This window comes from Bacillus sp. V26, assembly GCF_034296245.1.
Classification (GTDB): Bacteria; Bacillota; Bacilli; order Bacillales; family Bacillaceae; genus Bacillus; species Bacillus halotolerans.
On sequence record NZ_JAXKQF010000002.1, the window covers coordinates 137,166 to 159,172 of the forward strand.

Sequence of the window (22,007 nt, forward strand, 5' to 3'; positions counted from 1 at the left end):
ATTGGCGACTGCTTCAAACATAAATCCAAACAATTTTTCCCATACTACCTTTAGAAAGGCGAGGTGAGTTCATGTTTAAGATAAAGAAAAAGAAACTTTTCATTCCCATCATTATTTTAGTGTTAACTGCTTTTCTCGCTTTAATAGGATATATTTCAATCATTTTTCTCGGTCATTATGTCATAGATGAAAAGAAGCTGATCCTTCACGCATCTTCAAAAATTGTTGACCAAAACGGGGATGAGGTCGCAAGTCTGTATACAGAAAATCGTGAACCGGTCTCTATCAATGAAATTCCGAAAGAGGTCAGAGAAGCGTTTATCTCAGTGGAAGATAAGAGATTTTATGAACACCACGGTATCGATGTGAAATCTGTCGGAAGAGCGGTGTACCGCGATATATTAGCAGGAGGAAAAGTAGAAGGCGCGAGCACGATCACACAGCAGCTTGCCAAAAATATTTTTCTGACACATGACAAAACGTTTTTAAGAAAAACGAAAGAAGTGATCATAGCGATCAACCTTGAACGGGATTACAGCAAGGACAAGCTGCTGGAAATGTATCTGAACCAGCTATACTTCGGACACGGGGTTTATGGAATTCAAGCTGCATCCCATTATTATTTTAATAAGGAAGTTAAAGATTTAACCGTGTCAGAAGGCGCGGTCTTGGCTGCTATTCCGAAGGCGCCTTCTACGTATTCTCCTGTTTTGCATCCTGATAAAAGCAAGGAGCGGCGTGATACGATTCTCGGCATGATGAATGACCAAGGCTATATCAGTGCGAAAGAGGCTGTCAGCGCGCAGGGGAGGACGCTCGGGCTGAACGTGAAAAAACAGTCGGAAACACCTTGGTTTGACAGCTATATTGACCTTGTGATCCAAGAAGCGGAGGACAAGTATTCCATTTCCGGAGAGCAGCTGCTTCAAGGCGGGTACACGATTAAGGTGCCGCTTGATTCAAAACTGCAAAAAACGGCATATCAAGTCATGAAGGAAGGCAGCTATTACCCCGGAACAGATCAAGATGCTGAAGGAAGCGCAGTCTTTATCAACAATAAAACGGGCGGTGTGGAAGCGGCGATCGGCGGAAGAGATTACACGGCTAAAGGATATAATCGTGTGACAGCCGTGCGCCAGCCGGGGTCAACGTTTAAGCCGCTGGCCGTATACGGACCGGCGATGCAGGAAAAGAAATTTAAGCCGTACTCTCTGTTAAAGGATGAATTACAATCCTATGGAGATTACACACCGAAAAACTATGACGGCCGTTATGAAGGGGAAGTCACGATGTCTGATGCCATCACTTACAGCAAAAACGCGCCGGCAGTGTGGACACTGAATGAGATCGGTGTGGAAACGGGGAAATCTTATTTGAAGGCAAACGGCATTGATATACCGGATGAAGGGCTTGCTCTGGCTCTCGGCGGTTTGGAAAAAGGCGTATCACCCCTCCAGCTTGCCGGCGCTTTTCATACGTTTGCCGCGAATGGAACATACACCGAGCCGTACTTTATTTCAAACATAACAGATGAAGACGGGGAAACAATAGCCGATCATAAAGAAGAAGGAAAACGAGTATTCAGCAAACAGACGTCTTGGAACATGACGAGAATGCTTCAGCAGGTGGTTAAGAAGGGAACAGCAACGTCCGGCGCCTATCACGGCGATCTTGCCGGGAAAACCGGTTCTACTTCATATACAGGCGTTTCCGGCGCAACAAAGGATGCCTGGTTTGCAGGCTATACGCCGAACATAACGGGAGCTGTCTGGATGGGCTATGACAAAACAGATCAAAACCATTACTTAAAAGGCGGAAGCGCATATCCGACCAGAATGTTTAAGGATATTTTGACACAGGCTGGAGAAACGGGTTCTGCGTTTGCGAAGCCTAAAAAAGTAAAAGAACTTGAAAGCCCAATTGAGCTTGAGCCTGTCAAAACGCTGACGGCTGACTATACATTTAGGGCAGCGGGGCTGTTTACGATTGAATTAAAATGGGATGCGCAAGAGGATGATCGGGCAGTGTACAGAATTTATGTAAATAAGGACGGCAAGGAAACGCTTCTTGATTCTGTTGAAGGAAAGGGAAGCTATGAGATCCCATATGCTAATTTGTTTTCGGGCGCTTCCTATAAAGTGGTGCCTTATAATACACAGACAAAAATAGAAGGAGAAGGAACCGATTACGTTCAGCCGAAACTGTTTTCCTCTTAATGGAATTCGGCGATTTTTTGAACTTTGAGCCGCATTTCTATACCATTTGCCCAAAACGAGGTATAGTGTAATGGTCAAGGAACACGAACGTATGGTTGCAGTATGAAAGGTGGAAATCAGATGAGGAAACGAGAAACGTTTAACGAGACGTTTTTAAAAGCTGCGCGGGGAGAAAAAGCGGATCACACGCCTGTTTGGTACATGAGACAAGCCGGGCGCTCACAGCCGGAATACCGTAAGCTGAAGGAAAAATACGGATTGTTCGAAATTACACATCAGCCCGAATTGTGTGCGTACGTCACAAGACTTCCGGTCGAGCAATACGGAGTCGATGCTGCAATCCTTTACAAAGATATTATGACGCCGCTTCCGTCGATCGGTGTGGATGTTGAAATTAAAAATGGAATCGGGCCGGTGATTGATCAGCCGATTCGTTCACTGCAGGACATTGAAAAGCTCGGCAAGCTTGAGCCGGAACAGGACGTGCCGTACGTGCTCGAAACGATCAAACTGCTTGTCAATGAACAGCTTGACGTCCCGCTAATCGGTTTCTCTGGTGCGCCTTTTACGCTTGCCAGCTATATGATCGAAGGCGGGCCTTCGAAAAACTACAATAAAACAAAAGCCTTTATGTACAGCATGCCGGATGCCTGGAACCTGCTGATGACAAAGCTTGCCGACATGATTATCGTGTACGCGAAAGCGCAAATTAAGGCGGGCGCAAAAGCCATTCAAATCTTTGATTCATGGGTTGGCGCGCTGAATCAAGCGGATTACAGAACGTACATCAAACCGGTAATGAATCGGATTTTTTCTGAGCTGGCATCGGAAAATGTGCCGCTTATCATGTTTGGTGTAGGTGCCAGCCATTTAGCAACGGATTGGCATGACCTGCCTCTCGATGTTGTGGGGCTCGATTGGAGACTCGGCATTGATGAAGCCAGATCAAAAGGCATCACCAAAACGGTGCAAGGCAACCTGGACCCGTCTATTTTGCTTGCTCCGTGGGAAGTGATCGAGAAGAGAACAAAAGAGATTCTTGATCAAGGCTTACAATCGGACAGCTTCATTTTTAACCTCGGACATGGCGTATTTCCTGATGTCAGTCCGGAAGTGCTGAAAAAGCTGACTGCATTTGTACATGAATATTCTCAATCAAAGAAAATAGGCCAATACTCCTGAGCATATTTTTTGGTATCAGGATAAAAGCCTGTCAAAATTGTTTTGTGATAGATCATCTAAAGAGGGTGTAAACAGTGGGTAAAAAGAAAATGGGGCTTCTCATTATGGCGTACGGCACGCCTTACAAAGAAGAAGATATAGAGCGTTATTATACACATATCAGAAGAGGCAGAAAGCCTGATCCTGAAATGCTTCAGGATCTGAAAGACAGATATGAAGCAATCGGGGGCATTTCGCCGCTTGCCAAAATCACAGAAGAACAGGCTTATAAGCTTGAACAGCACTTAAACGAGATTCAGGATGAGATTACGTTTAAAGCGTATATCGGGCTGAAGCATATCGAGCCGTTTATTGAAGACGCTGTGGCAGAGATGCATAAGGACGGCATTACAGAGGCGGTCAGCCTTGTATTGGCACCGCACTTCTCCACATTCAGCGTGCAGTCATACAACAAACGTGCGAAAGAAGAGGCTGAAAAACTCGGCGGCTTAACAATTACGTCTGTCGAAAGCTGGTACGATGAACCGAAGTTTGTGAAATATTGGGTTGACCAAGTGAAGGACACGTATGCGTCAATGCCGAAGGAAGAAAGAGAAAACGCGATGCTCATCGTTTCCGCGCACAGCCTTCCGGAAAAAATTAAAGAGTACGGAGATCCGTACCCGGATCAGCTTCATGAATCCGCGAAGCTGATCGCTGAAGGCGCAGGCGTATCTGAATACGCTGTCGGCTGGCAAAGTGAAGGCAACACGCCTGATCCGTGGCTCGGACCTGACGTGCAAGATCTGACACGTGATTTATTTGAACAAAAAGGCTATCAAGCATTTGTATATGTGCCTGTCGGATTTGTCGCGGACCATCTAGAAGTGCTTTATGACAATGACTATGAATGCAAAGTGGTGACTGACGATATCGGCGCCAGCTATTACCGGCCGGAAATGCCAAACGCTAAGCCGGCATTTATTGGTGCTTTAGCAACAGTCGTTTTGAAAAAATTAGGACGTTAAAGAAGGCGATGAACATGAGTGACGGCAAAAAACATGTAGTCATCATCGGCGGCGGCATTACCGGTTTAGCCGCCGCCTTCTACATGGAAAAAGAAATCAGAGACAAAGATTTGCAGCTTGAGCTGACGCTTATTGAGGCAAGTCCGAGAGTAGGCGGAAAAATCCAGACAGTCAAGAAGGACGGCTATATCATCGAAAGAGGGCCTGATTCATTCCTGGAACGGAAAAAAAGCGCTCCGCAGCTTGTCAAAGACTTAGGTCTTGACCATCTGCTTGTGAACAATGCGACCGGACAATCTTACGTGCTTGTCAACCGCACTTTGCATCCGATGCCGAAGGGGGCTGTAATGGGAATACCGACAAAAATTGCGCCGTTCGTGTCAACGGGGCTGTTTTCTCTGTCAGGGAAGGCGCGAGCTGCAATGGATTTCATCCTGCCCGCAAGTAAATCAAAAGAGGATCAGTCACTGGGAGAATTTTTCCGCAGACGTGTCGGGGATGAAGTTGTCGAGAATTTAATCGAGCCGCTTTTATCAGGCATCTATGCAGGTGATATCGACAAACTCAGCCTGATGTCAACATTCCCGCAATTCTATCAGACGGAACAAAAGCACAGAAGCCTGATCCTGGGGATGAAAAAAACAAGACCTCAAGGCTCCGGCCAGCAGCTGACAGCCAAAAAACAAGGGCAGTTTCAGACGCTGACAACAGGCCTGCAGACGCTTGTCGAAGAGATTGAAAATCAACTAAAGCTGACAAAGGTATACAAAGGCACAAAGGTTACCAAGATTAGCCGAGAGGGCACGGGCTACTCGCTTGATCTTGATAACGGCGTATCACTTGATGCCGAATCAGTGATTGTAACAGCACCGCATAAAGCTGCCGCGGGAATGCTTTCAGATTTGCCGGCTGTTGCAAATCTGAAAAACATGCATTCCACATCTGTGGCGAATGTCGCCTTGGGTTTCCCGGAAGGCGCCGTCCAAATGGAACATGAGGGCACGGGCTTTGTCATCTCAAGAAACAGTGATTTCGCGATCACAGCTTGTACGTGGACGAACAAAAAATGGCCGCACGCAGCGCCGGAAGGCAAAACACTGCTTCGGGCATATGTCGGAAAAGCCGGAGACGAATCCATCGTCGACCTCTCAGATAACGACATTATCAACATTGTGCTGGAAGACCTAAAGAAAGTAATGAAAATCAACGGTGAGCCGGAAATGACATGTGTTACGCGCTGGCATGAAAGCATGCCTCAGTACCATGTCGGCCATAAACGCCGTATCAATGAGCTCCGTGAAGCGCTGGCTTCCTCATATCCTGGTGTGTACATGACTGGCGCATCCTTCGAGGGTGTTGGAATCCCGGACTGTATCGATCAAGGAAAAGCAGCTGTGTCAGACGCGCTGAAATATTTATTCGACTAAAAAACCTCCGTACCCGGTACGGAGGTTTTTTGTGTCTAGATGATGGCAATATTGTGTAAAAAATGTTTGAATTGTTCAGCATGGTATGATACATTTGCATATGTACTTATTGACTAAAATGTTCAAATGGTCAGTTTTGAGGTGATATACAATGTCAATAGATCGAAAAAAGCTCATTTTGGAGGCTGCCACAAAGTCTTTCACACAGTTTGGCTATAAAGCGACGACAATGGATTTGGTGGCGAAGCTTGCGAACGTGGGAAAAGGAACCATCTATACGTTTTTCAAAAATAAAGAAGAGCTGTTTGACGATATTTTCTCTACGTTATTAAAAGAAATGAAGCAAAAAGCCGATGAAGCGATGGAGCCTGATCTCCCGTTCCATGAAAATGTTCACAGGGCGCTGTTTGCCATTCTTGAATTCAGGAAAACACATCAGCTGACGATTAAAATTTTTCAAGAAAATGCTGAGATTGGTACAATGGCAGTTCAGGACGTGATTCAGAAAATGGAGCGTTCCATTCTTTCTTATATTAAAAATAAGATAGAAGAGGGTGTCGCAAACGGAGATATCAAGCCATGTGATCCTGAGCTGACGGCTTTTGTCATGCTGAAGCTTTATATCGCGCTCATTTTTGATTGGGAAAAACAGCATCCCCCGCTTGATAAAGAAACGATTGCGGAACTGCTTGAGTTGTATGTTGTCAAAGGATTGTCAGCCAACTAGATAATCCTTTCTCTTTACAAGAAAATGACCATTTTTCATGATGAGTCAGTTTTAGAATGGAGGCATCAGGATGAACACAATACGAAGTCAATGGAAAGACATCGTAACGAGTAAAAAATTATTGATTCCCATCATCGCCATTTTGTTTGTCCCGCTTATTTACAGCGGTGTTTTCTTAAAGGCCTATTGGGACCCGTACGGCACAGTTGACCAGCTGCCTGTCGTTGTCGTCAACCAGGACAAAGGAACGACATATGAGGGAGAAAAGCTTCAAATCGGTGATGATCTGGTAAAAGAATTAAAGGATAATAAAAGCTTTGACTGGCATTTTTCCAATGATCTCGACCAATCGTTAAAGGACTTATTAAATCAAAAATACTATTTAGTAGTCGAGATTCCAGAAGACTTTTCTAAAAACGCCAGCACTGTAATGGACAAAAATCCGAAAAAACTGGATTTGAAATACCATACGAATGCCGGTTCAAACTATGTAGGAGCAACGATCGGCGAAAAAGCGATTGATAAACTGAAAGCTTCTGTTTCTAAAGAAGTGACCGAGCAATATACGAAAGTGATTTTTGATAACTTTAAAGATATTGCCAAAGGTCTCAGCGACGCGAGCAGCGGCGCGAAAAAAATTGATGACGGCACAAAGGATGCGAAAAACGGAAGCGCCCAGCTGAAAGAAAATCTGGCGAAGCTGAAGGAAAGCACCGCTACCATCAGTGACAAAACAGCGCAGCTTGCAGATGGAGCGGCTCAGGTGACGAGCGGCATCCAATCGCTTGACAGCTCGCTCGGTAAATTCCAGGACAGCAGCAACCAGATTTATGATAAATCTGGTCAGCTTGCAGCAGGATCAGGCAAGATAACGGGCAAGCTAAATGAACTGAATGCCGGCCTTCAAAAGGTGCAGCAGGGCTTGCCTAATCTGACAAACGGGCTGGATCAGCTCAACAGTAAAGCGCAAGAAGAGTCGGAAAAAGCAGCAAAAGCGGAAAAACTCATAAATGCGCTCGATTTAACACAGCTTGAAACAGCTGTGAACAACCTGGAAAAGTCAGAAACTGCGATGAAGGAATTTAAAAAACAGCTGTCTGACTTTGAAAACAGCTTAAAAAACCGTGATCAGGCATTCAAAAATCTCATCAACTCGAGTGATTTCTTAACAGCGGAGCAAAAAAACCAGTTGATCAATTCTGTTGAAAAGCAGCTTCCGAAAGTTGATGCGCCTGATTTTGATGAAATTTTAAGTGGGCTTCCTGCAGCTGATCAGCTGCCTGACATCGCAACGATAAAAAGCTCATTGGAAGATGTGAAAGCGGAGGTTGCCCAGGTGAAGGCATTGCCGGAAGCTACCTCTAAGCTTTATAACGGCGCAAAAGCCACTCAAGACGCGATTGACAAATTAACTGCTGGATCTGAGAAAATATACAATGCGTCACAGCAGGTGACAGATGGCCAAACTAAACTGACAGCCGGCATCGGTGAATATAATAAGCAGTTCGCAAAAGCAAAAGCGGGCTCAGAGCAATTGGTGACAGGAAGCAGCCAAGTATCCGGCGGATTGTTTAAGCTGTTAGACGGGTCTAAACAGGTCCAAAGCGGATCATCAAAACTTGCAGACGGATCTAAATCGCTTGATACAGGTTTAGGCAAGCTGTTGGACGGCACAGGACAGCTGTCTAATAAGCTGAATGATGCGGCTGATCAAACAGGAGATATCAGTGCTGATGATAAAACATACGGTATGTTTGCGGATCCGGTCAAAACTAATGACGACGCGATTCATTCCGTCCCTAACTACGGAACAGGGCTGACGCCTTATATCCTATCAATGGGCTTGTATGTCGGCGGCATTATGCTGACGGTCGTATTCCCGCTGAAAGAAGCATCAGGCCGTCCGAGAAACGGATTTGAGTGGTTCTTCAGTAAATTTAATGTCATGATGCTGGTGGGAATCATTCAATCGCTTATTGTGGCGACAGTTCTTCTTCTGGGAATCGGGCTTGAGGTGGAGAGCACATGGAGATTTTACGTGTTTACGATCATTACGAGTCTCGCTTTCCTTGCAATGATTCAATTTTTGGCCACGACGATGGGCAATCCGGGCCGGTTTATTGCAGTCATTATTTTAGTGCTGCAGCTCGGGGCCAGCGGAGGAACCTTCCCGTTAGAATTGCTTCCGAATTTCTATCAGGTGATCCATGGCGCGCTGCCGATGACCTACAGCATAAACGGGTTCAGAGCGGTGATTTCAAACGGAGATTTCGGCTACATGTGGCAGATGGCCGGTGTCTTAATCGGCATTGCTCTGGTCATGATCGCGCTGAGCATTACTTACTTTACGATTTTAAGCCGGAAGGAAGACACTTCAGAAGAACAGCCGGCTTCCTAATGAAAAAGACCTTGTTTCTCAGGAAACAAGGTCTTTTTTGATTTAACATCCCCATTTGATCAGAAGTCCGGTATACGTTAATCCTCCGCCGAAGCCGAAAAGCATCAAGGTTTGGTCTTTTTTCAGCTTCCCGGCTTTCACTGCCAGATCAAGGGCCAAAACAATAGAGACTGAGGATGTATTTCCGTAGTATTCAACACTGGTGAGTGTTTGTTCAATCGGAAACGGTGTTTTTTCACAAATCGATTCGATCATGCGCAGGTTGGCGCTGTGGGGAACAAACCAATCAAGATCATCACGGCTGAGCCCTGCTTTGTGTAAAAGATGTTCAAATTCACGGGGAATGGTTCTTGCGGCCCACTTATACACTTCGCGTCCGTTTTGGACCATTTTCCCGGAATCCGCAAGCGGCATGCCGTTGAGTTCGCTCCGCAGTCCTGCCCGGTACAAAATATCTGCGCCTTTTCCATATGTTCCTTGGACGGAGGCGAGGAATCCCGGTGCCTCTTCAGTTCGTTCAATCAATAGTGCGCCCGCAGCATCGCCGAACAGAACGCATGTCGTTCGATCTGTATAATCAGTCACTTTTGACAATGTTTCTCCGGCGATGACGAGAATTTTTTGATGAAGCCCGGATGTAATCAATCCGTTTGCCAAATGGAGACCGTATGTCAGTCCTGCGCATGTCGCATTGATATCTAACGCGCCGGTGTTCTCCCAGCCGAAATATTCCTGCACCCGGCAAGCCGTACTCGGAAAGGCATAATCTGCTGTTGTTGTGGCGACGAGAATCATATCCACATCTTCAAGTGTTCCTTCGTAACGGCTCTTGAGATCTTTGACTGCTTCAATGCATAGGTCTGAAGTGAACTGCTGCTCATCGGCAATCCGCCGTTCTCTCATTCCTGTGCGCTGAACAATCCATTCATCAGATGTATCTACGATTTTTTCCAGATCCGCATTGGTTAAACGCCGGCTCGGCGCATAGGTGCCGATTGCTGTAATGTTTGCTTTTGACATAATAACACAACTCCTTTTATTATCAGATTATAACACTAGATATTAGTATCTGGTACTAAAAAGAGGATTTTTAATAAAAAAAGAGAAACTGTCAGTAGAAAACCAGAAAAGGAGGAAAAAAATGGTCAGTCAAGGAGCGATAGCCTCTATGATTATTTCCGGGGTTATTGCGTTTTTATTGCCGATCGGACTGATGATATGGTTTAGGCGAAAGTATCATGCTCCGCTTAAGGTGTTTTTTATTGGCGCTCTTACGTTTTTTGTCTTTGCTCAGCTGTTGGAGGGCGGCGTTCATGTTTATGTGCTGCAAATGAATGAAACGACGAAAGAAGTGATGAAGCATCCAGTCTGGTATGCCATTTACGGATGCTTGATGGCCGGGATTTTTGAGGAATGCGGAAGGTATATCATGATGCGTTTCTTTATGAAGCGCCGTCTTTCTTGGGCGGACGGTCTGGCCTTCGGAGCGGGCCACGGCGGTCTGGAGGCGATATTAATAACCGGCTTGTCCAGCATTACGCTTATCGTGTACGCTTTTGCGATCAATAGCGGTACTTTTGAACAGCTTTTGATTAATCAAGATGTGAAGCAGGCACTTATGCCGATTCAGGCGCAGCTGCTGAATACACCTTCGTATGAATGGCTGCTCGGCGGAATTGAAAGAATCAGCGCCATCTCTGTTCAAATCGGTCTGTCACTGCTTGTGCTGTATGCGGTTAAAAGCCGCCGGCCGCTGTTTTTGCTGTATTCGATTCTCTTACACGGGCTGTTTAATGTACCGGCGGTTTTATACCAAAAAGGAGTGATAGAACATGCGGCGGCTGTTGAACTCATCGTTGCTGGGATAGCCGCGGCATCAGTGGTTTGGATTGTAAAGGCAAAAAGGCTGTTTCAATAAAAAATCCAAGCAGCAGTAACAGCCCGCTTGGAAAAATATGAATGGAAATATTCGTTTAGGCATGGGTATCAGAATATTTCTGATTCAGTCTTTAGCAATGACAGCAAGAGTGGCAGCGTTTTTTGCAAGAGCAATGTCTTTTCTTTTTCTTCTTTTTCTCGCAAGGGTCATGGCATTCTTTCTCTTTCTTGCAATGGTCGTGGAAATCCTTATCGAACCACTCGTCAAAGAACCAAAAATCATCAAACCAAAAATTACAATGATGTTTCCGTTCATGTGAATGACGACAGCACATAGATATCCCTCCTCTTCCCATGCTCTCTACAGCATATGCTAGATTGATAGGAAAAGATTGGACGGGTTCAGCGGGAAAAGAGTATATTTTAAATAGAAAATAAAAGGAGGAATGTCCTATGACGTCCGTTCGTAAAACAATGGAGCTGATTAAAGAACTCGTTTCTATTCCAAGTCCGACAGGGAATACATATGAGGTGATTAAATACGTTGAACACCTTTTAAAAGAATGGAAGGTCGAAACGGTTCTGAACCATAAGGGCGGTTTGATCGCCACGCTTCCGGGCCGCGATACATCCCGTCACCGAATGCTGACGGCGCACGTTGACACCTTGGGCGCGATGGTGAAAGAAATTAAAGCAGACGGCTGGCTGAAAATCGATTTGATCGGCGGTTTCCGCTATAACTCGATCGAAGGGGAGTATTGCCAAATTGAAACGGCTTCAGGGAAAACGTATACGGGCACCATTTTAATGCATCAAACGTCTGTGCACGTGTACAAAGACGCGGGAAAAGCGGAGCGCAATCAAGAGAATATGGAAATCCGCCTGGATGAGCCTGTACACTGCCGTAAGGATACGGAAGAGCTTGGCATTGGCGTCGGAGATTTTGTTTCGTTTGATCCCCGTGTTGAGATCACATCAAGCGGATTCATTAAATCACGCCATTTAGATGACAAAGCAAGTGTGGCCTTGCTGCTTCGCTTAATCCATCAAATTCAAACAGAAGAAATTGAACTGCCGTATACGACTCATTTTCTGATTTCTAATAATGAAGAAATCGGATACGGCGGGAACTCTAATATTCCTGCTGAAACTGTTGAATACTTGGCGGTGGATATGGGGGCTATCGGCGACGGCCAGGCGACAGACGAATATTCGGTTTCGATTTGCGTGAAGGATTCGAGCGGTCCGTATCATTATCAGCTGAGAAAGCATTTGGTCGATTTAGCTGAAAAGCACCATATTGACTATAAGCTTGATATTTACCCGTATTACGGGTCGGACGCCTCAGCAGCGATCAAATCCGGGCATGATATTGTGCACGGCCTGATCGGGCCGGGAATTGATGCTTCGCACGCTTTTGAGCGCACGCATAAGTCTTCTCTCCGCCATACAGCGAAGCTCCTGTATTATTATGTGCAATCACCGATGGTATAAGAGGGAGAAAATAAATGAAAATCTATGAACTGAAAAGCACTTTCGGCTGGGAAGGCGATGAAGGTCTTGGAGAAAAGCTGATCCAGCAAATCCTTGCTGGAGAAAAAACGGCCACCTGCGCGCCGAAATCATTATATTCAAAAGATGAACTGAGTGATGTATATCAAACAGCGGGACAGCTTGTAACCGTTTATGATAAACATGATCATCCGAGATGCAATATAAAAGTGACAGATGTGTTTGAAACGACCTTTGGAGCGCCTGATATGAGGTTAGTCAAAGGAGAGGGCAACGGAGAACGAATTGATGAATTTCAAGAGGACCATCGGAGAGCATGGGCCGAGCTGATCAAAAATGGCGAAATGGAACTGAATGAAGACACTGTTTTGATTACAGAGCTGTTTGAGCTTGTCCAAGATTAAAAAAAGCCTGCGGGGCGTTGAGAACCCCGCAGGCTTTTTGATTAACCGGAAATGGTTGCGTTTTGATCTGCTTTAGATTGGGTCATGACAGCTTCCGCTTTTGCAGGATTAAACATGCCTTCCCATTTAGACATGACAACGGCAGCAAGTGCGTTACCAGTCAGGTTTACAACTGTACGTGCCATGTCCATAATGCGGTCTACACCGGCAATAAAGGCAAGTCCTTCTGCCGGAACACCAATCGTGCCCAGTGTTGCAAGCAAGACGACAAAAGAAGTTCCCGGAACGGCAGCCATTCCTTTAGATGTCACCATCAAAACTAATACAAGCGTAATTTGGTGCCAAATTGTTAAATCAATGCCGTATACTTGCGCAAGAAACAGCGCTGCAATAGATTGATAGAGAACGGAGCCGTCTAAGTTAAACGTATATCCAATCGGGATAACGAAAGACACAATACCTTTCGGACAGCCGATTTTCTCCATTTTTTCCATGATGCGCGGAAGAACGGTTTCAGAGCTGGACGTACTGAACGCCAATAAAATTTCGTCCTTCATGTAAGCCAGGAATTTGAAGATGCTGATACCGGCAATTTTTGCGACAATCCCAAAAATGACGATTAAGAAGAAAGCAAGTGCGACATATACCAATCCGACAAGCTTTCCGAGAGATAGAAGAGAACCGAGTCCGAATTTAGAGACAGTAACTCCGATTAGAGCAAAAACCCCGAATGGCGCTACTTTCATCACAAGGTTTACCACATGGAACATCGAATGGGAAACGCCTTCAAAAAAGGCTAATACTGGCTTGCCTCTTTCACCGATCGCAGAAATTCCCAATGCAAATAGTACGGTAAAGAAGATGATGGCAAGAAGATCCCCTTCGACCAAGGATTGGAAGAAGTTTGTCGGCACAATGTGCAGGAATGTCTCTGCCACTGATTTATTGCTTTGTTCTTTTTCTGTTTCAACATATTGACTGATGTCTGTTTTTTGAGCTTCGTGTATATTAACTCCTGTACCCGGGTGGAAGATGTTTGCAAGGGCTAGTCCGAGAATGATGGCAAAGGTCGTAATGATCTCAAAGTACAGAATTGTTCTGAAGCCTAATTTACCAACTTGCTTTCCATTTCCGGCTCCGGCTACACCGATGATTAAACTGGAGACAACAATAGGAATCACTATCATTTTGATTAAGCGTAAAAAGAGATCCCCGATTGGCTGCAGATAAGTAGGCAATGCTGGGTTGCCGTACCAAATAACGCCAGCAATAACACCTAGAATAAGTCCAACGAATATTTGCGTAGCTAATCCAAACCTAATTCTTTTCATAGATTACCTCCCAAAAAACAAAGTATCAACATATATCATGAATAGACATATATTTAATCTCACTATTAGATCAAATTATAATAGATAAGAAATAGGTTCGTCTATAGTAAATTATATTTTGAAAATATAGAATATTCAAAAATAGAAAGTGAATCACCAGAATTATCTAAAAACAGGTGAGCTTTGACCTAACCTGACTATTATTTCAATATAAAGAGAAGTTAGAAGAATAAGAAAATCTCACACTGTATGCGTGAGATTTTCGCCTCTTTACATATCGCTTACTTTTATACAGTCGTTGCAAATATTACCATAACACTCATGCTGCTCATCAATCTTTTTTCCGCATTCCGCGCACTTTTTCGAAGGCAGGTTTCTAAAAAATTCAGTAATTTTCCCTAGCATAACCAATCCCTCTTTCCCCTTTGTAATGTTTTCATTGTAATATAACAGAAAGTAAAATTCAACATCTGTTTTGATACAATGTTTAAAACATGCTTTTTTTTAGAAAAATGGGTATATTGAAGGAGGATCAATTTTCTTTGAAAAGAAGGAGGACATTATGAAAGTTACAGTTATCGGATGCTACGGCGGTTTTCCGGCCGCAAATGAAGCGACGTCGGGTTACTTGTTTCAATCGGGGGATTTTTCATTGTTAGTGGACTGCGGAAGTGCCGTGTTATCTAAGCTGTTTGGATATGTCCCGGCGGAAAAGCTGGACGCGGTGGTTCTGTCTCATTATCACCATGACCATATTGCGGACATCGGGCCGCTGCAATTTGCGAAGCAAGTCGGATCATTCCTCGGCAAAGGAGAGCACTCGCTTCCGATTTACGGACATGATGCTGATATAGAACAGTTTCAAAAGCTTACATATAAAACGCATACGAAAGGGATTGCCTATCAGCCTGATCAGCAGCTGACTGTCGGTCCGTTTACGATCACCTTTTTAAAGACGGTTCACCCGGTGACTTGTTATGCGATGCGGATTACTGACGGCAGCCATACTGTTGTGTATACTGCTGATTCCAGCTATCAGGATTCATTTATTCCGTTTTCGGAAAACGCTGATTTATTGATCTCAGAATGTAATTTTTATGCTGATCAAGACGGGACAAGCGCAGGCCATATGAACAGCTTGGAAGCAGGGCGAATTGTAGAAGAAGCGGGAGCGGGCGGGCTGCTGCTGACCCATCTGCCTCATTTCGGCGTGCATGAGAATCTTCGCAAAGAAGCCAAGACCGTTTTTAACGGGAAAGTGAACATTGCGAAATCTGGTTTTGTGTGGGAAGGATAAAGGAGGAGCACCATGTTATTTATTGACAATCAAAATATCAATGATCCGCGGATCAATCTTGCTATCGAGGAGTATTGCCTTAAATATTTAGACCCTGAACAGCCGTATTTGCTTTTTTACGTGAATCAGCCGTCTATCATCATCGGAAAAAACCAAAATACAATAGAAGAAATCAATACAAAGTATGTAGAGGAAAACGGAATTATCGTCGTCCGCCGTTTATCTGGCGGCGGGGCTGTGTATCATGATTTAGGGAATTTAAATTTCAGTTTTATCACGAAGGATGACGGTGACAGCTTTCATAACTTCAAAAAATTCACTGAGCCGGTGATTCAAGCGCTACATCAGCTCGGAGTTGAAGCGGAATTAAGCGGCCGGAATGATATTGTGGTAAATGGCCGCAAAATATCAGGGAACGCCCAATTTGCCACAAGAGGCCGCATCTTCAGCCATGGCACCCTCATGTTTGATTCAGCCATTGATCATGTCGTGTCCGCTTTAAAAGTCAAAAAGGATAAAATTGAATCAAAGGGCATCAAATCAATCAGAAGCCGTGTGGCAAACATCAGTGAGTTTCTTGATGATAAAATGACGACCGAAGATTTCCGCGGTCATTTGCTCAAACATATTTTCAATACAAATCACATTCAAGATGTGCCGGAGTATAAGCTGACTGAAAAAGATTGGGAAGTCATTCGCAAAATCTCGGAAGAACGCTATCAAAATTGGGACTGGAACTACGGCCGCTCACCTAAATTTAACCTGAACCATTCAAAGCGTTATCCTGTCGGGTCCATTGATTTGCGTTTGGAAGTAAAAAAAGGGAAAATTGAAGACTGCAAAATTTTCGGCGATTTCTTCGGTGTGGGCGATGTGTCGGAAATCGAAAACCTGCTGATTGGAAAGCAATATGAGCGCAGTGTGATCGCTGATGCGCTGGCTGATGTGAATCTGAAGCATTATTTTGGGAACATTACGAAAGAAGATTTTCTTGATCTGATTTATTAATGTGAAACACATTGTTTGAAAGGAAATTTGTGTTTTGAAATAATGGAGGCAGGAGGGATTCACATGAAAGTGTTTTTAATCGGAGCGAACGGACAAATCGGACAAAGACTTGTTTCTTTATTCAAAGAGAATGCTGATCATTCCGTCAGAGCGATGGTCAGAAAAGAAGAACAGAAAGCATCTTTGGAAGCGGCCGGCGCGGAAGCTGTGCTAGCAAATCTAGAAGGAAGCCCGGAAGAAATCGCAGCCGCGGCAAAAGGCTGTGACGCGATTATTTTTACAGCGGGCTCCGGGGGCAGCACAGGCTATGATAAAACGCTGCTGGTGGATCTTGACGGAGCGGCAAAAGCAATAGAGGCTGCGGAAATCGCGGGAATCAAACGTTTTATTATGGTCAGCGCCCTGCAGGCCCACCGCCGTGAAAATTGGAATGAGGCACTTAAACCTTATTACGTGGCCAAGCATTATGCTGATAAAATTCTGGAATCCAGCGGCTTAGCCTATACGATTATACGTCCGGGAGGCCTTCGCAATGAACCGGGAACAGGAACGGTTTCCGCAGCTCCAGATCTAGAGCGGGGTGATATATCACGTGATGACGTTGCGGCAGCAGTCATTGCCTCTTTAGATGAAACCAACACGGAAAATCGGGCTTTTGATCTCACTGTAGGAGATACACCGATTGCCGAAGCTTTGAAGAATCTATAACACTACTGACACTCGGGGCTTTTTGCTCTTGAGTGTTTTTTTGTGTTTCTCTATAATGAAAAGGAAAGCTTATCTTCAATAATGAATGACTACTCATTCACTTTAAGGGGTGGGAGAATGAATCTGGTTTCAAAATTAGAAGAGACAGCATCTGAGAAGCCGGACAGCATCGCATGCAGGTTTAGGGATCAAGTGATTACTTACAAGGATCTGAATGACAATATTCAGCGTTTTGCGGACGGCCTTCAGGAAGCGGGTATGGAAAAAGGGGATCACCTTGCTTTGCTGCTTGGCAATTCGCCTGATTTTGTCATCGCATTTTTCGGCGCATTAAAGGCCGGTATTGTGGTGGTGCCGATCAATCCGACGTACACGCCGACAGAAATCGGCTATATGCTGACAAACGGTGATGTCAAAGCAATCGTAGGAGTAGATCAGCTTTTGCCGATTTATGAAAGCATGCACGAATCTTTGCCAAAGGTCGAACTCGTCATTTTATGCCGGACGGGAGAAACTGAGCCGGAAGCTTCAGATCCCGAGGTCAGAATGAAAATGACAACGTTTACAAAAATGTTGCGTCCGACACCCGGTGCTGCACGCCATCCAGAGGTTGTGCCTGATGATACTGCGGTCATTTTATATACGTCAGGAACAACGGGAAGACCGAAAGGCGCGATGCTGACCCACCAGAATTTGTTCAGCAATGCAAACGATGTCGCCGGGTATTTGGGAATGGATGAGAAAGACAATGTGGTTTGCGCTCTTCCGATGTTTCATGTTTTTTGCTTAACTGTCTGCATGAACGCTCCGCTGATGAGCGGCGCATGCGTGCTGATTGAACCGCAGTTCAGCCCCGCTTCTGTTTTTAAACTTGTAAAGCAGCGGCAGGCAACCATTTTTGCCGGCGTGCCTACGATGTATAACTATTTATTCCAGCATGAAGAAGGAAAGGCAGATGATTTTTCTTCTATTCGCCTGTGCATCTCGGGTGGTGCGGCCATGCCGGTCGCGCTGCTTACGGCATTTGAAGAGAAATTCGGCGTCACCATTTTGGAGGGCTACGGGCTTTCGGAAGCATCGCCTGTCACGTGCTTTAACCCATTTGACAGAGGGAGAAAACCAGGCTCCATCGGGACAAGTATTTTGCATGTCGAAAACAAGGTCGTCGATCCGCTCGGCCAAGAGGTCCCTGATCATCAGGTGGGCGAATTGATCGTAAAAGGGCCCAATGTGATGAAGGGCTATTATAATATGCCGATGGAAACGGAGCACGCTTTAAAGGACGGGTGGCTTTATACGGGAGACCTGGCAAGGCGGGATGAGGACGGTTATTTTTACATTGTTGACCGGAAGAAAGACATGATTATTGTAGGCGGCTACAATGTGTATCCGCGTGAAGTGGAAGAGGTACTGTACAGCCACCCGGACGTAAAGGAGGCTGTTGTCATCGGCGTGCCTGATGCTGAAAGCGGCGAAGCGGTAAAGGGATATATCGTACCGAAACGGTCTGGTGTCACAGAAGAAGAAATGATGGCGCATTGCGAAAAGCATCTGGCAAAATACAAACGGCCTGCCGAGATCATCTTTCTTGATGAGATTCCGAAAAATGCGACAGGCAAAATGCTCAGACGGGCGCTCAAAGATATGCTGCCTCATTAATGTGAAAAAAGCGAAGCCAGTGAGCTTCGCTTTTTTCATTGTTAATCCTTTGCTTCTTTTTTAATGATAGTTTGCAGCGCTTTGGTATCGTTTCGCGTTAATTTGTAATACGTGCCGTCTTTCAAAAAAATGGCCTGCTGGCTGTCGTCAATCCATAATCTGAATGAGTCAAATCTGTCTTTATGAAATTTAATCGTGCCTTCGTAATCAGGAGCTGATGTTTTTTCAGTTTTCAGCTGCTTTCCCTGATTCATAATGTCCAGCATATCTTTGACGTGCTGTCTTTTTTCGATTTCAATCTTTTCCCGCCCGTCTGAAGACAGGGTGATCAATTCCGCATCAACCGATTGATATACATCGCCTGACCGGCTGTAAAGGTAGAAAAATGCAATAAACACAAGACCGATAACCACGATGGCTGCTACTATTTTTTTCATCTGCATCACTCCAAACATTTGCTAGTTTCTCCAGCAATGGGCGATTCCATGCGAAAAAGTCCGAACTCACAGCTTGGTTCTAAGAAATTGAATTTATGATTACAATAGAAGTAATGGGTCTAGATGTGAGGAGTGAGGCGTTATGCGCAAGTGGATTGCGGGTGCAGGGCTTGCATATGTGCTGTATGGGCTTTTTTTCTATTGGTATTTCTTTATGTCCGGCGATTCCGCTGTGCCGGAGGCCGTGAAAGGAACACAGGCTGACCCGGCTTCTTTCATGAAGCCGTCTCAATTAGCTGTCGCCGAACAGTATTCTGACGTGAAGAACTTTTTATTTTTTATCAGTATTCCTCTTGATTGGTTTCTGTTTTTTGTATTGCTGATCAGCGGTGTTTCAAAGAAAATCAAGCAATGGATGGAAGCGGCTGTGCGTTTTCGTTTTTTGCAGATCATCGGTTTCGTGTTTGTGCTTTCGCTCATCACGGCTCTGGTGACACTGCCTTTGGATTGGATAGGCTATCAGGTATCACTTGATTACAATATTTCGACGCAGACAGCCTCCAGCTGGGCTAAAGATCAAGTCATTGATTTTTGGATCAGTTTTCCGATCTTTACACTTTGCGTGCTGGTGTTTTATTGGCTGATCAAAAAGCATGAAAAAAAATGGTGGTTTTACGCCTGGCTGTTAACAGTGCCGCTTTCGCTGTTTCTGTTTTTTATTCAGCCGGTGATTATTGATCCTTTATACAATGATTTTTATCCGCTGAAAAACAAAGAGCTGGAAAGCCAAATTTTAGCACTGGCCGAAGAAGCAGATATTCCGGCTGATCATGTGTATGAAGTGAATATGTCCGAGAAAACAAACGCGCTTAATGCCTATGTGACAGGAATTGGGGCTAATAAGCGGATTGTTCTATGGGATACGACGCTGAATAAACTCGACGATTCGGAAATTCTCTTTATTATGGGGCACGAAATGGGCCATTATGTCATGAAGCACGTATATATCGGATTGGCTGGCTATTTAATTGTGTCGCTAGCTGGATTTTATGTGGTTGATAAGCTTTACAAGCGGGGGGTACGCTTTGCACGCAATCTGTTTCATGTAGAGGGCCGGCGTGATCTTGCGGCATTGCCGCTGTTATTGCTTATCGTATCTGTTTTGAGCTTTGCTGTTACGCCTTTTTCTAATGCTGTTTCCCGCTATCAGGAGAATAAGGCTGACCAATATGGGATTGAGCTGACAGGGGACAGCGAAGCCGCAGTCAGAACGTTTCAAGATTTGGCTGTGACGGGGCTGAGCCAGGTTGATCCGCCTTTTCTCGTGAAACTTTTCAGGGGGAGCCATCCCTCGATCATGGAACGGATTCAACATGCGGAAACCGAAGAAAATACCTCAGAACACCCGGCCTCAGAACAGGGGGACGACCAATAAAAAAAGAAGCAGGTATGGAGTGACCTGCTTCTCTTTTATCTTATTGTGCAGCTGCTTGAACGTTGATTAACCCTTTTCCATAGTAGAAAGAGCTGCCAAGGTTTGTCGCAGTGCTTTCTAAACGATCACGGACTTGTGCATTGGACCAAGTCGGATGTTTAGAAAGGATTAAAGCTGCTGCTCCGGCAACGTGAGGAGTCGCCATTGAGGTTCCGTTGTAAGAGCCGTATGTGCCGCCAGGAAGTGTGCTTTGGATCGACACGCCTGGAGCCATAACGTCAAGCTCAGAACCTGCGCTTGAGAAGGAAGCTCTTTGGTTGCTGCTGTTTACTGCGCCTACTGCAATAGTAGAAGGATATTTTGCAGGGTAGCCGACTGTGCTTGAGCTGCCTGAACTTCCTTCGTTTCCGGCTGCAGCAACAACGACGATACCGCTTGCAACCGCTTTATCGACTACTGTTTTCAACGCTGTAGACCCAGTAGGTCCGCCAAGACTCATGTTGATGACATCCATGTTGTTAGAAATCGCCCATTCAATACCGTTAATAATCCAGCTGTATTGGCCGCTTCCAGTAGAATCAAGCACTTTTACTGCATATAACGATGCGCTAGGGGCTACGCCCAGAACACCAATTGTGTTATTAAGAGCGGCAACAGTACCGGCTACATGCGTGCCGTGAGAACTGCCGTCTTGGTATGGGTTTGTTTCAGAAGGTACGAAGCTTGCTCCGCCTCGAACGTTTAAGTCAGGATGAGAAGAGTCAATTCCGCTGTCGATGACAGCTACTTTAACATTAGAGCCTGTGTAGCCTTGAGAGTGAAGAGCCGGCGCTTTAATTTGAGAAATGCCGTAAGGAACAGATTGCGCATATTCATGTGCAACATGATCTTCTTCCACATAAGCAACACTCGGATCTTTTTTCAGTTCTTTTACAGCTTTTTCATCCAATGTTGCTGTGGCTGCATTTACATACTTAAATTGCTTTTGAACTTTCCCGCCTTTTTCAGAAATAACATCTTTTTTCTTGGCGGTGCTCATAGCTCCCATTGTCTGTTTAAACCCGACAATGTACTTCTTTTCTTCACTGTTTTTTCCGGCAGCCTGTGCAGACATGTTGCTGAATGCCATCGTGAAGATTAGCGTGAACGCAAACAACAAGCTGATCCACAATTTTTTGCTTCTCACTCTTTACCCTCTCCTTTACAATTTCAGAGCAGCCTATTAATAGACTATTCTGTGAATTTATTGTAATAGATTGGATACTATTTTAGTAGACCCATTTTTTTGAGATTGTTTTATTTCTATTTAGGTATATCATCTCTCGTTATTTCTATAGAGACTCGAAATAACTGCAATCATACAGAAAAGAACGAAAATAGA

Annotated in this window: 20 protein-coding genes; 15 read left to right on the top strand and 5 right to left on the bottom strand. The window is 44.9% G+C overall.

Annotated features, from left to right (window positions below; translation table 11 throughout):
• Window positions 1–71: 71 nt before the first annotated feature.
• The 6 genes from UJ203_RS07970 to UJ203_RS07995 all read left to right on the top strand — a co-directional run bounded on the left by UJ203_RS07970 (window position 72) and on the right by UJ203_RS07995 (window position 8,957).
• A complete protein-coding gene (locus tag UJ203_RS07970; RefSeq protein WP_322009741.1) occupies window positions 72–2,216 on the top strand; it encodes a PBP1A family penicillin-binding protein in 2,145 nt (714 codons plus the stop codon).
• Between the two features lie 120 nt (window positions 2,217–2,336).
• On the top strand, window positions 2,337–3,398 hold the full coding sequence (gene hemE, locus UJ203_RS07975; RefSeq protein ID WP_322009743.1) for a uroporphyrinogen decarboxylase: 1,062 nt from the start codon (window positions 2,337–2,339) through the stop codon (window positions 3,396–3,398).
• A 74-nt stretch (window positions 3,399–3,472) separates the two neighbouring features.
• Entirely contained in the window at window positions 3,473–4,405 is a 933-nt protein-coding gene (gene hemH / locus UJ203_RS07980; protein ID WP_322009745.1) for a ferrochelatase, read from the top strand.
• 14 nt (window positions 4,406–4,419) lie between these two features.
• Window positions 4,420–5,832 carry a protoporphyrinogen oxidase gene (gene hemY / locus UJ203_RS07985; protein ID WP_322009747.1) on the top strand — a complete coding sequence of 471 codons (1,413 nt, stop codon included), beginning with the start codon at window positions 4,420–4,422 and terminating at the stop codon, window positions 5,830–5,832.
• 151 nt (window positions 5,833–5,983) lie between these two features.
• The gene (locus tag UJ203_RS07990; RefSeq protein ID WP_248338398.1) at window positions 5,984–6,559 is read left to right on the top strand and encodes a TetR/AcrR family transcriptional regulator; all 576 of its coding nucleotides are present in this window, start codon (window positions 5,984–5,986) and stop codon (window positions 6,557–6,559) included.
• Between the two features lie 70 nt (window positions 6,560–6,629).
• The gene (locus UJ203_RS07995) at window positions 6,630–8,957 is read left to right on the top strand and encodes a YhgE/Pip domain-containing protein (protein WP_322009751.1); all 2,328 of its coding nucleotides are present in this window, start codon (window positions 6,630–6,632) and stop codon (window positions 8,955–8,957) included.
• A 42-nt stretch (window positions 8,958–8,999) separates the two neighbouring features.
• Here UJ203_RS07995 and fabHB read toward each other — a convergent pair whose 3' ends face one another.
• Window positions 9,000–9,977, bottom strand: a complete 978-nt coding sequence (fabHB, locus tag UJ203_RS08000) for a beta-ketoacyl-ACP synthase III FabHB (protein WP_322009753.1) — start codon at window positions 9,975–9,977, stop codon at window positions 9,000–9,002.
• A gap of 121 nt (window positions 9,978–10,098) precedes the next feature.
• On the opposite strand from fabHB, the gene UJ203_RS08005 reads away from it, so the two are divergent.
• The 4 genes from UJ203_RS08005 (at window position 10,099) to UJ203_RS08020 (ending at window position 12,751) form a co-directional block, all read left to right on the top strand.
• Complete coding sequence (locus tag UJ203_RS08005; RefSeq protein WP_322009755.1) at window positions 10,099–10,875, top strand: YhfC family intramembrane metalloprotease; 777 nt, start codon at window positions 10,099–10,101, stop codon at window positions 10,873–10,875.
• Window positions 10,876–10,972: 97 nt separating this feature from the next.
• Window positions 10,973–11,155, top strand: a complete 183-nt coding sequence (locus UJ203_RS08010) for a hypothetical protein (RefSeq protein WP_081638270.1) — start codon at window positions 10,973–10,975, stop codon at window positions 11,153–11,155.
• A gap of 133 nt (window positions 11,156–11,288) precedes the next feature.
• Complete coding sequence (locus UJ203_RS08015) at window positions 11,289–12,329, top strand: M42 family metallopeptidase (protein WP_322009757.1); 1,041 nt, start codon at window positions 11,289–11,291, stop codon at window positions 12,327–12,329.
• Between the two features lie 14 nt (window positions 12,330–12,343).
• Window positions 12,344–12,751, top strand: coding sequence for an ASCH domain-containing protein (locus UJ203_RS08020; RefSeq protein ID WP_322009760.1), 408 nt, complete (start codon window positions 12,344–12,346; stop codon window positions 12,749–12,751).
• A 41-nt stretch (window positions 12,752–12,792) separates the two neighbouring features.
• Here the strand turns inward: UJ203_RS08020 and gltT are convergent, their stop codons facing one another.
• Window positions 12,793–14,082, bottom strand: coding sequence for a glutamate/proton symporter GltT (gene gltT / locus UJ203_RS08025; protein WP_105955326.1), 1,290 nt, complete (start codon window positions 14,080–14,082; stop codon window positions 12,793–12,795).
• A gap of 270 nt (window positions 14,083–14,352) precedes the next feature.
• Window positions 14,353–14,487, bottom strand: coding sequence for a protein YhfH (yhfH, locus tag UJ203_RS08030; RefSeq protein WP_024120799.1), 135 nt, complete (start codon window positions 14,485–14,487; stop codon window positions 14,353–14,355).
• A gap of 157 nt (window positions 14,488–14,644) precedes the next feature.
• On the opposite strand from yhfH, the gene UJ203_RS08035 reads away from it, so the two are divergent.
• The 4 genes from UJ203_RS08035 to UJ203_RS08050 all read left to right on the top strand — a co-directional run bounded on the left by UJ203_RS08035 (window position 14,645) and on the right by UJ203_RS08050 (window position 18,754).
• Window positions 14,645–15,379 (top strand): MBL fold metallo-hydrolase, encoded by a 735-nt coding sequence (locus tag UJ203_RS08035; RefSeq protein ID WP_322009766.1) that lies wholly within the window; start codon window positions 14,645–14,647, stop codon window positions 15,377–15,379.
• Between the two features lie 12 nt (window positions 15,380–15,391).
• Entirely contained in the window at window positions 15,392–16,387 is a 996-nt protein-coding gene (gene lplJ, locus UJ203_RS08040) for a lipoate--protein ligase LplJ (RefSeq protein ID WP_322009767.1), read from the top strand.
• 63 nt (window positions 16,388–16,450) lie between these two features.
• The gene (locus tag UJ203_RS08045) at window positions 16,451–17,095 is read left to right on the top strand and encodes an SDR family oxidoreductase (protein ID WP_322009769.1); all 645 of its coding nucleotides are present in this window, start codon (window positions 16,451–16,453) and stop codon (window positions 17,093–17,095) included.
• Window positions 17,096–17,212: 117 nt separating this feature from the next.
• Entirely contained in the window at window positions 17,213–18,754 is a 1,542-nt protein-coding gene (locus UJ203_RS08050) for a fatty acid--CoA ligase family protein (RefSeq protein ID WP_322009770.1), read from the top strand.
• A gap of 41 nt (window positions 18,755–18,795) precedes the next feature.
• Here UJ203_RS08050 and UJ203_RS08055 read toward each other — a convergent pair whose 3' ends face one another.
• A complete protein-coding gene (locus UJ203_RS08055) occupies window positions 18,796–19,191 on the bottom strand; it encodes a hypothetical protein (RefSeq protein ID WP_024120804.1) in 396 nt (131 codons plus the stop codon).
• A 142-nt stretch (window positions 19,192–19,333) separates the two neighbouring features.
• On the opposite strand from UJ203_RS08055, the gene UJ203_RS08060 reads away from it, so the two are divergent.
• Window positions 19,334–20,626, top strand: coding sequence for a M48 family metallopeptidase (locus UJ203_RS08060; RefSeq protein WP_322009772.1), 1,293 nt, complete (start codon window positions 19,334–19,336; stop codon window positions 20,624–20,626).
• A 40-nt stretch (window positions 20,627–20,666) separates the two neighbouring features.
• Here the strand turns inward: UJ203_RS08060 and aprE are convergent, their stop codons facing one another.
• Window positions 20,667–21,812 (bottom strand): subtilisin AprE, encoded by a 1,146-nt coding sequence (gene aprE, locus UJ203_RS08065; RefSeq protein ID WP_024120806.1) that lies wholly within the window; start codon window positions 21,810–21,812, stop codon window positions 20,667–20,669.
• Between the last annotated feature and the right edge of the window lie 195 nt (window positions 21,813–22,007).

Coding starts and splice junctions, on each gene's coding strand:
- hemE (WP_322009743.1), top strand. CDS start 2,337: ATGAGGAAACGAGAAACGTTTAACGAGACGTTTTTAAAAGCTGCGCGG.
- UJ203_RS08045 (WP_322009769.1), top strand. CDS start 16,451: ATGAAAGTGTTTTTAATCGGAGCGAACGGACAAATCGGACAAAGACTT.
- UJ203_RS07990 (WP_248338398.1), top strand. CDS start 5,984: ATGTCAATAGATCGAAAAAAGCTCATTTTGGAGGCTGCCACAAAGTCT.
- UJ203_RS07995 (WP_322009751.1), top strand. CDS start 6,630: ATGAACACAATACGAAGTCAATGGAAAGACATCGTAACGAGTAAAAAA.
- UJ203_RS08035 (WP_322009766.1), top strand. CDS start 14,645: ATGAAAGTTACAGTTATCGGATGCTACGGCGGTTTTCCGGCCGCAAAT.
- gltT (WP_105955326.1), bottom strand. CDS start 14,082: ATGAAAAGAATTAGGTTTGGATTAGCTACGCAAATATTCGTTGGACTT.
- UJ203_RS07970 (WP_322009741.1), top strand. CDS start 72: ATGTTTAAGATAAAGAAAAAGAAACTTTTCATTCCCATCATTATTTTA.
- UJ203_RS08060 (WP_322009772.1), top strand. CDS start 19,334: ATGCGCAAGTGGATTGCGGGTGCAGGGCTTGCATATGTGCTGTATGGG.
- hemY (WP_322009747.1), top strand. CDS start 4,420: ATGAGTGACGGCAAAAAACATGTAGTCATCATCGGCGGCGGCATTACC.
- UJ203_RS08005 (WP_322009755.1), top strand. CDS start 10,099: ATGGTCAGTCAAGGAGCGATAGCCTCTATGATTATTTCCGGGGTTATT.
- lplJ (WP_322009767.1), top strand. CDS start 15,392: ATGTTATTTATTGACAATCAAAATATCAATGATCCGCGGATCAATCTT.
- fabHB (WP_322009753.1), bottom strand. CDS start 9,977: ATGTCAAAAGCAAACATTACAGCAATCGGCACCTATGCGCCGAGCCGG.
- UJ203_RS08020 (WP_322009760.1), top strand. CDS start 12,344: ATGAAAATCTATGAACTGAAAAGCACTTTCGGCTGGGAAGGCGATGAA.
- UJ203_RS08055 (WP_024120804.1), bottom strand. CDS start 19,191: ATGAAAAAAATAGTAGCAGCCATCGTGGTTATCGGTCTTGTGTTTATT.
- UJ203_RS08010 (WP_081638270.1), top strand. CDS start 10,973: ATGACAGCAAGAGTGGCAGCGTTTTTTGCAAGAGCAATGTCTTTTCTT.
- UJ203_RS08050 (WP_322009770.1), top strand. CDS start 17,213: ATGAATCTGGTTTCAAAATTAGAAGAGACAGCATCTGAGAAGCCGGAC.
- UJ203_RS08015 (WP_322009757.1), top strand. CDS start 11,289: ATGACGTCCGTTCGTAAAACAATGGAGCTGATTAAAGAACTCGTTTCT.
- yhfH (WP_024120799.1), bottom strand. CDS start 14,487: ATGCTAGGGAAAATTACTGAATTTTTTAGAAACCTGCCTTCGAAAAAG.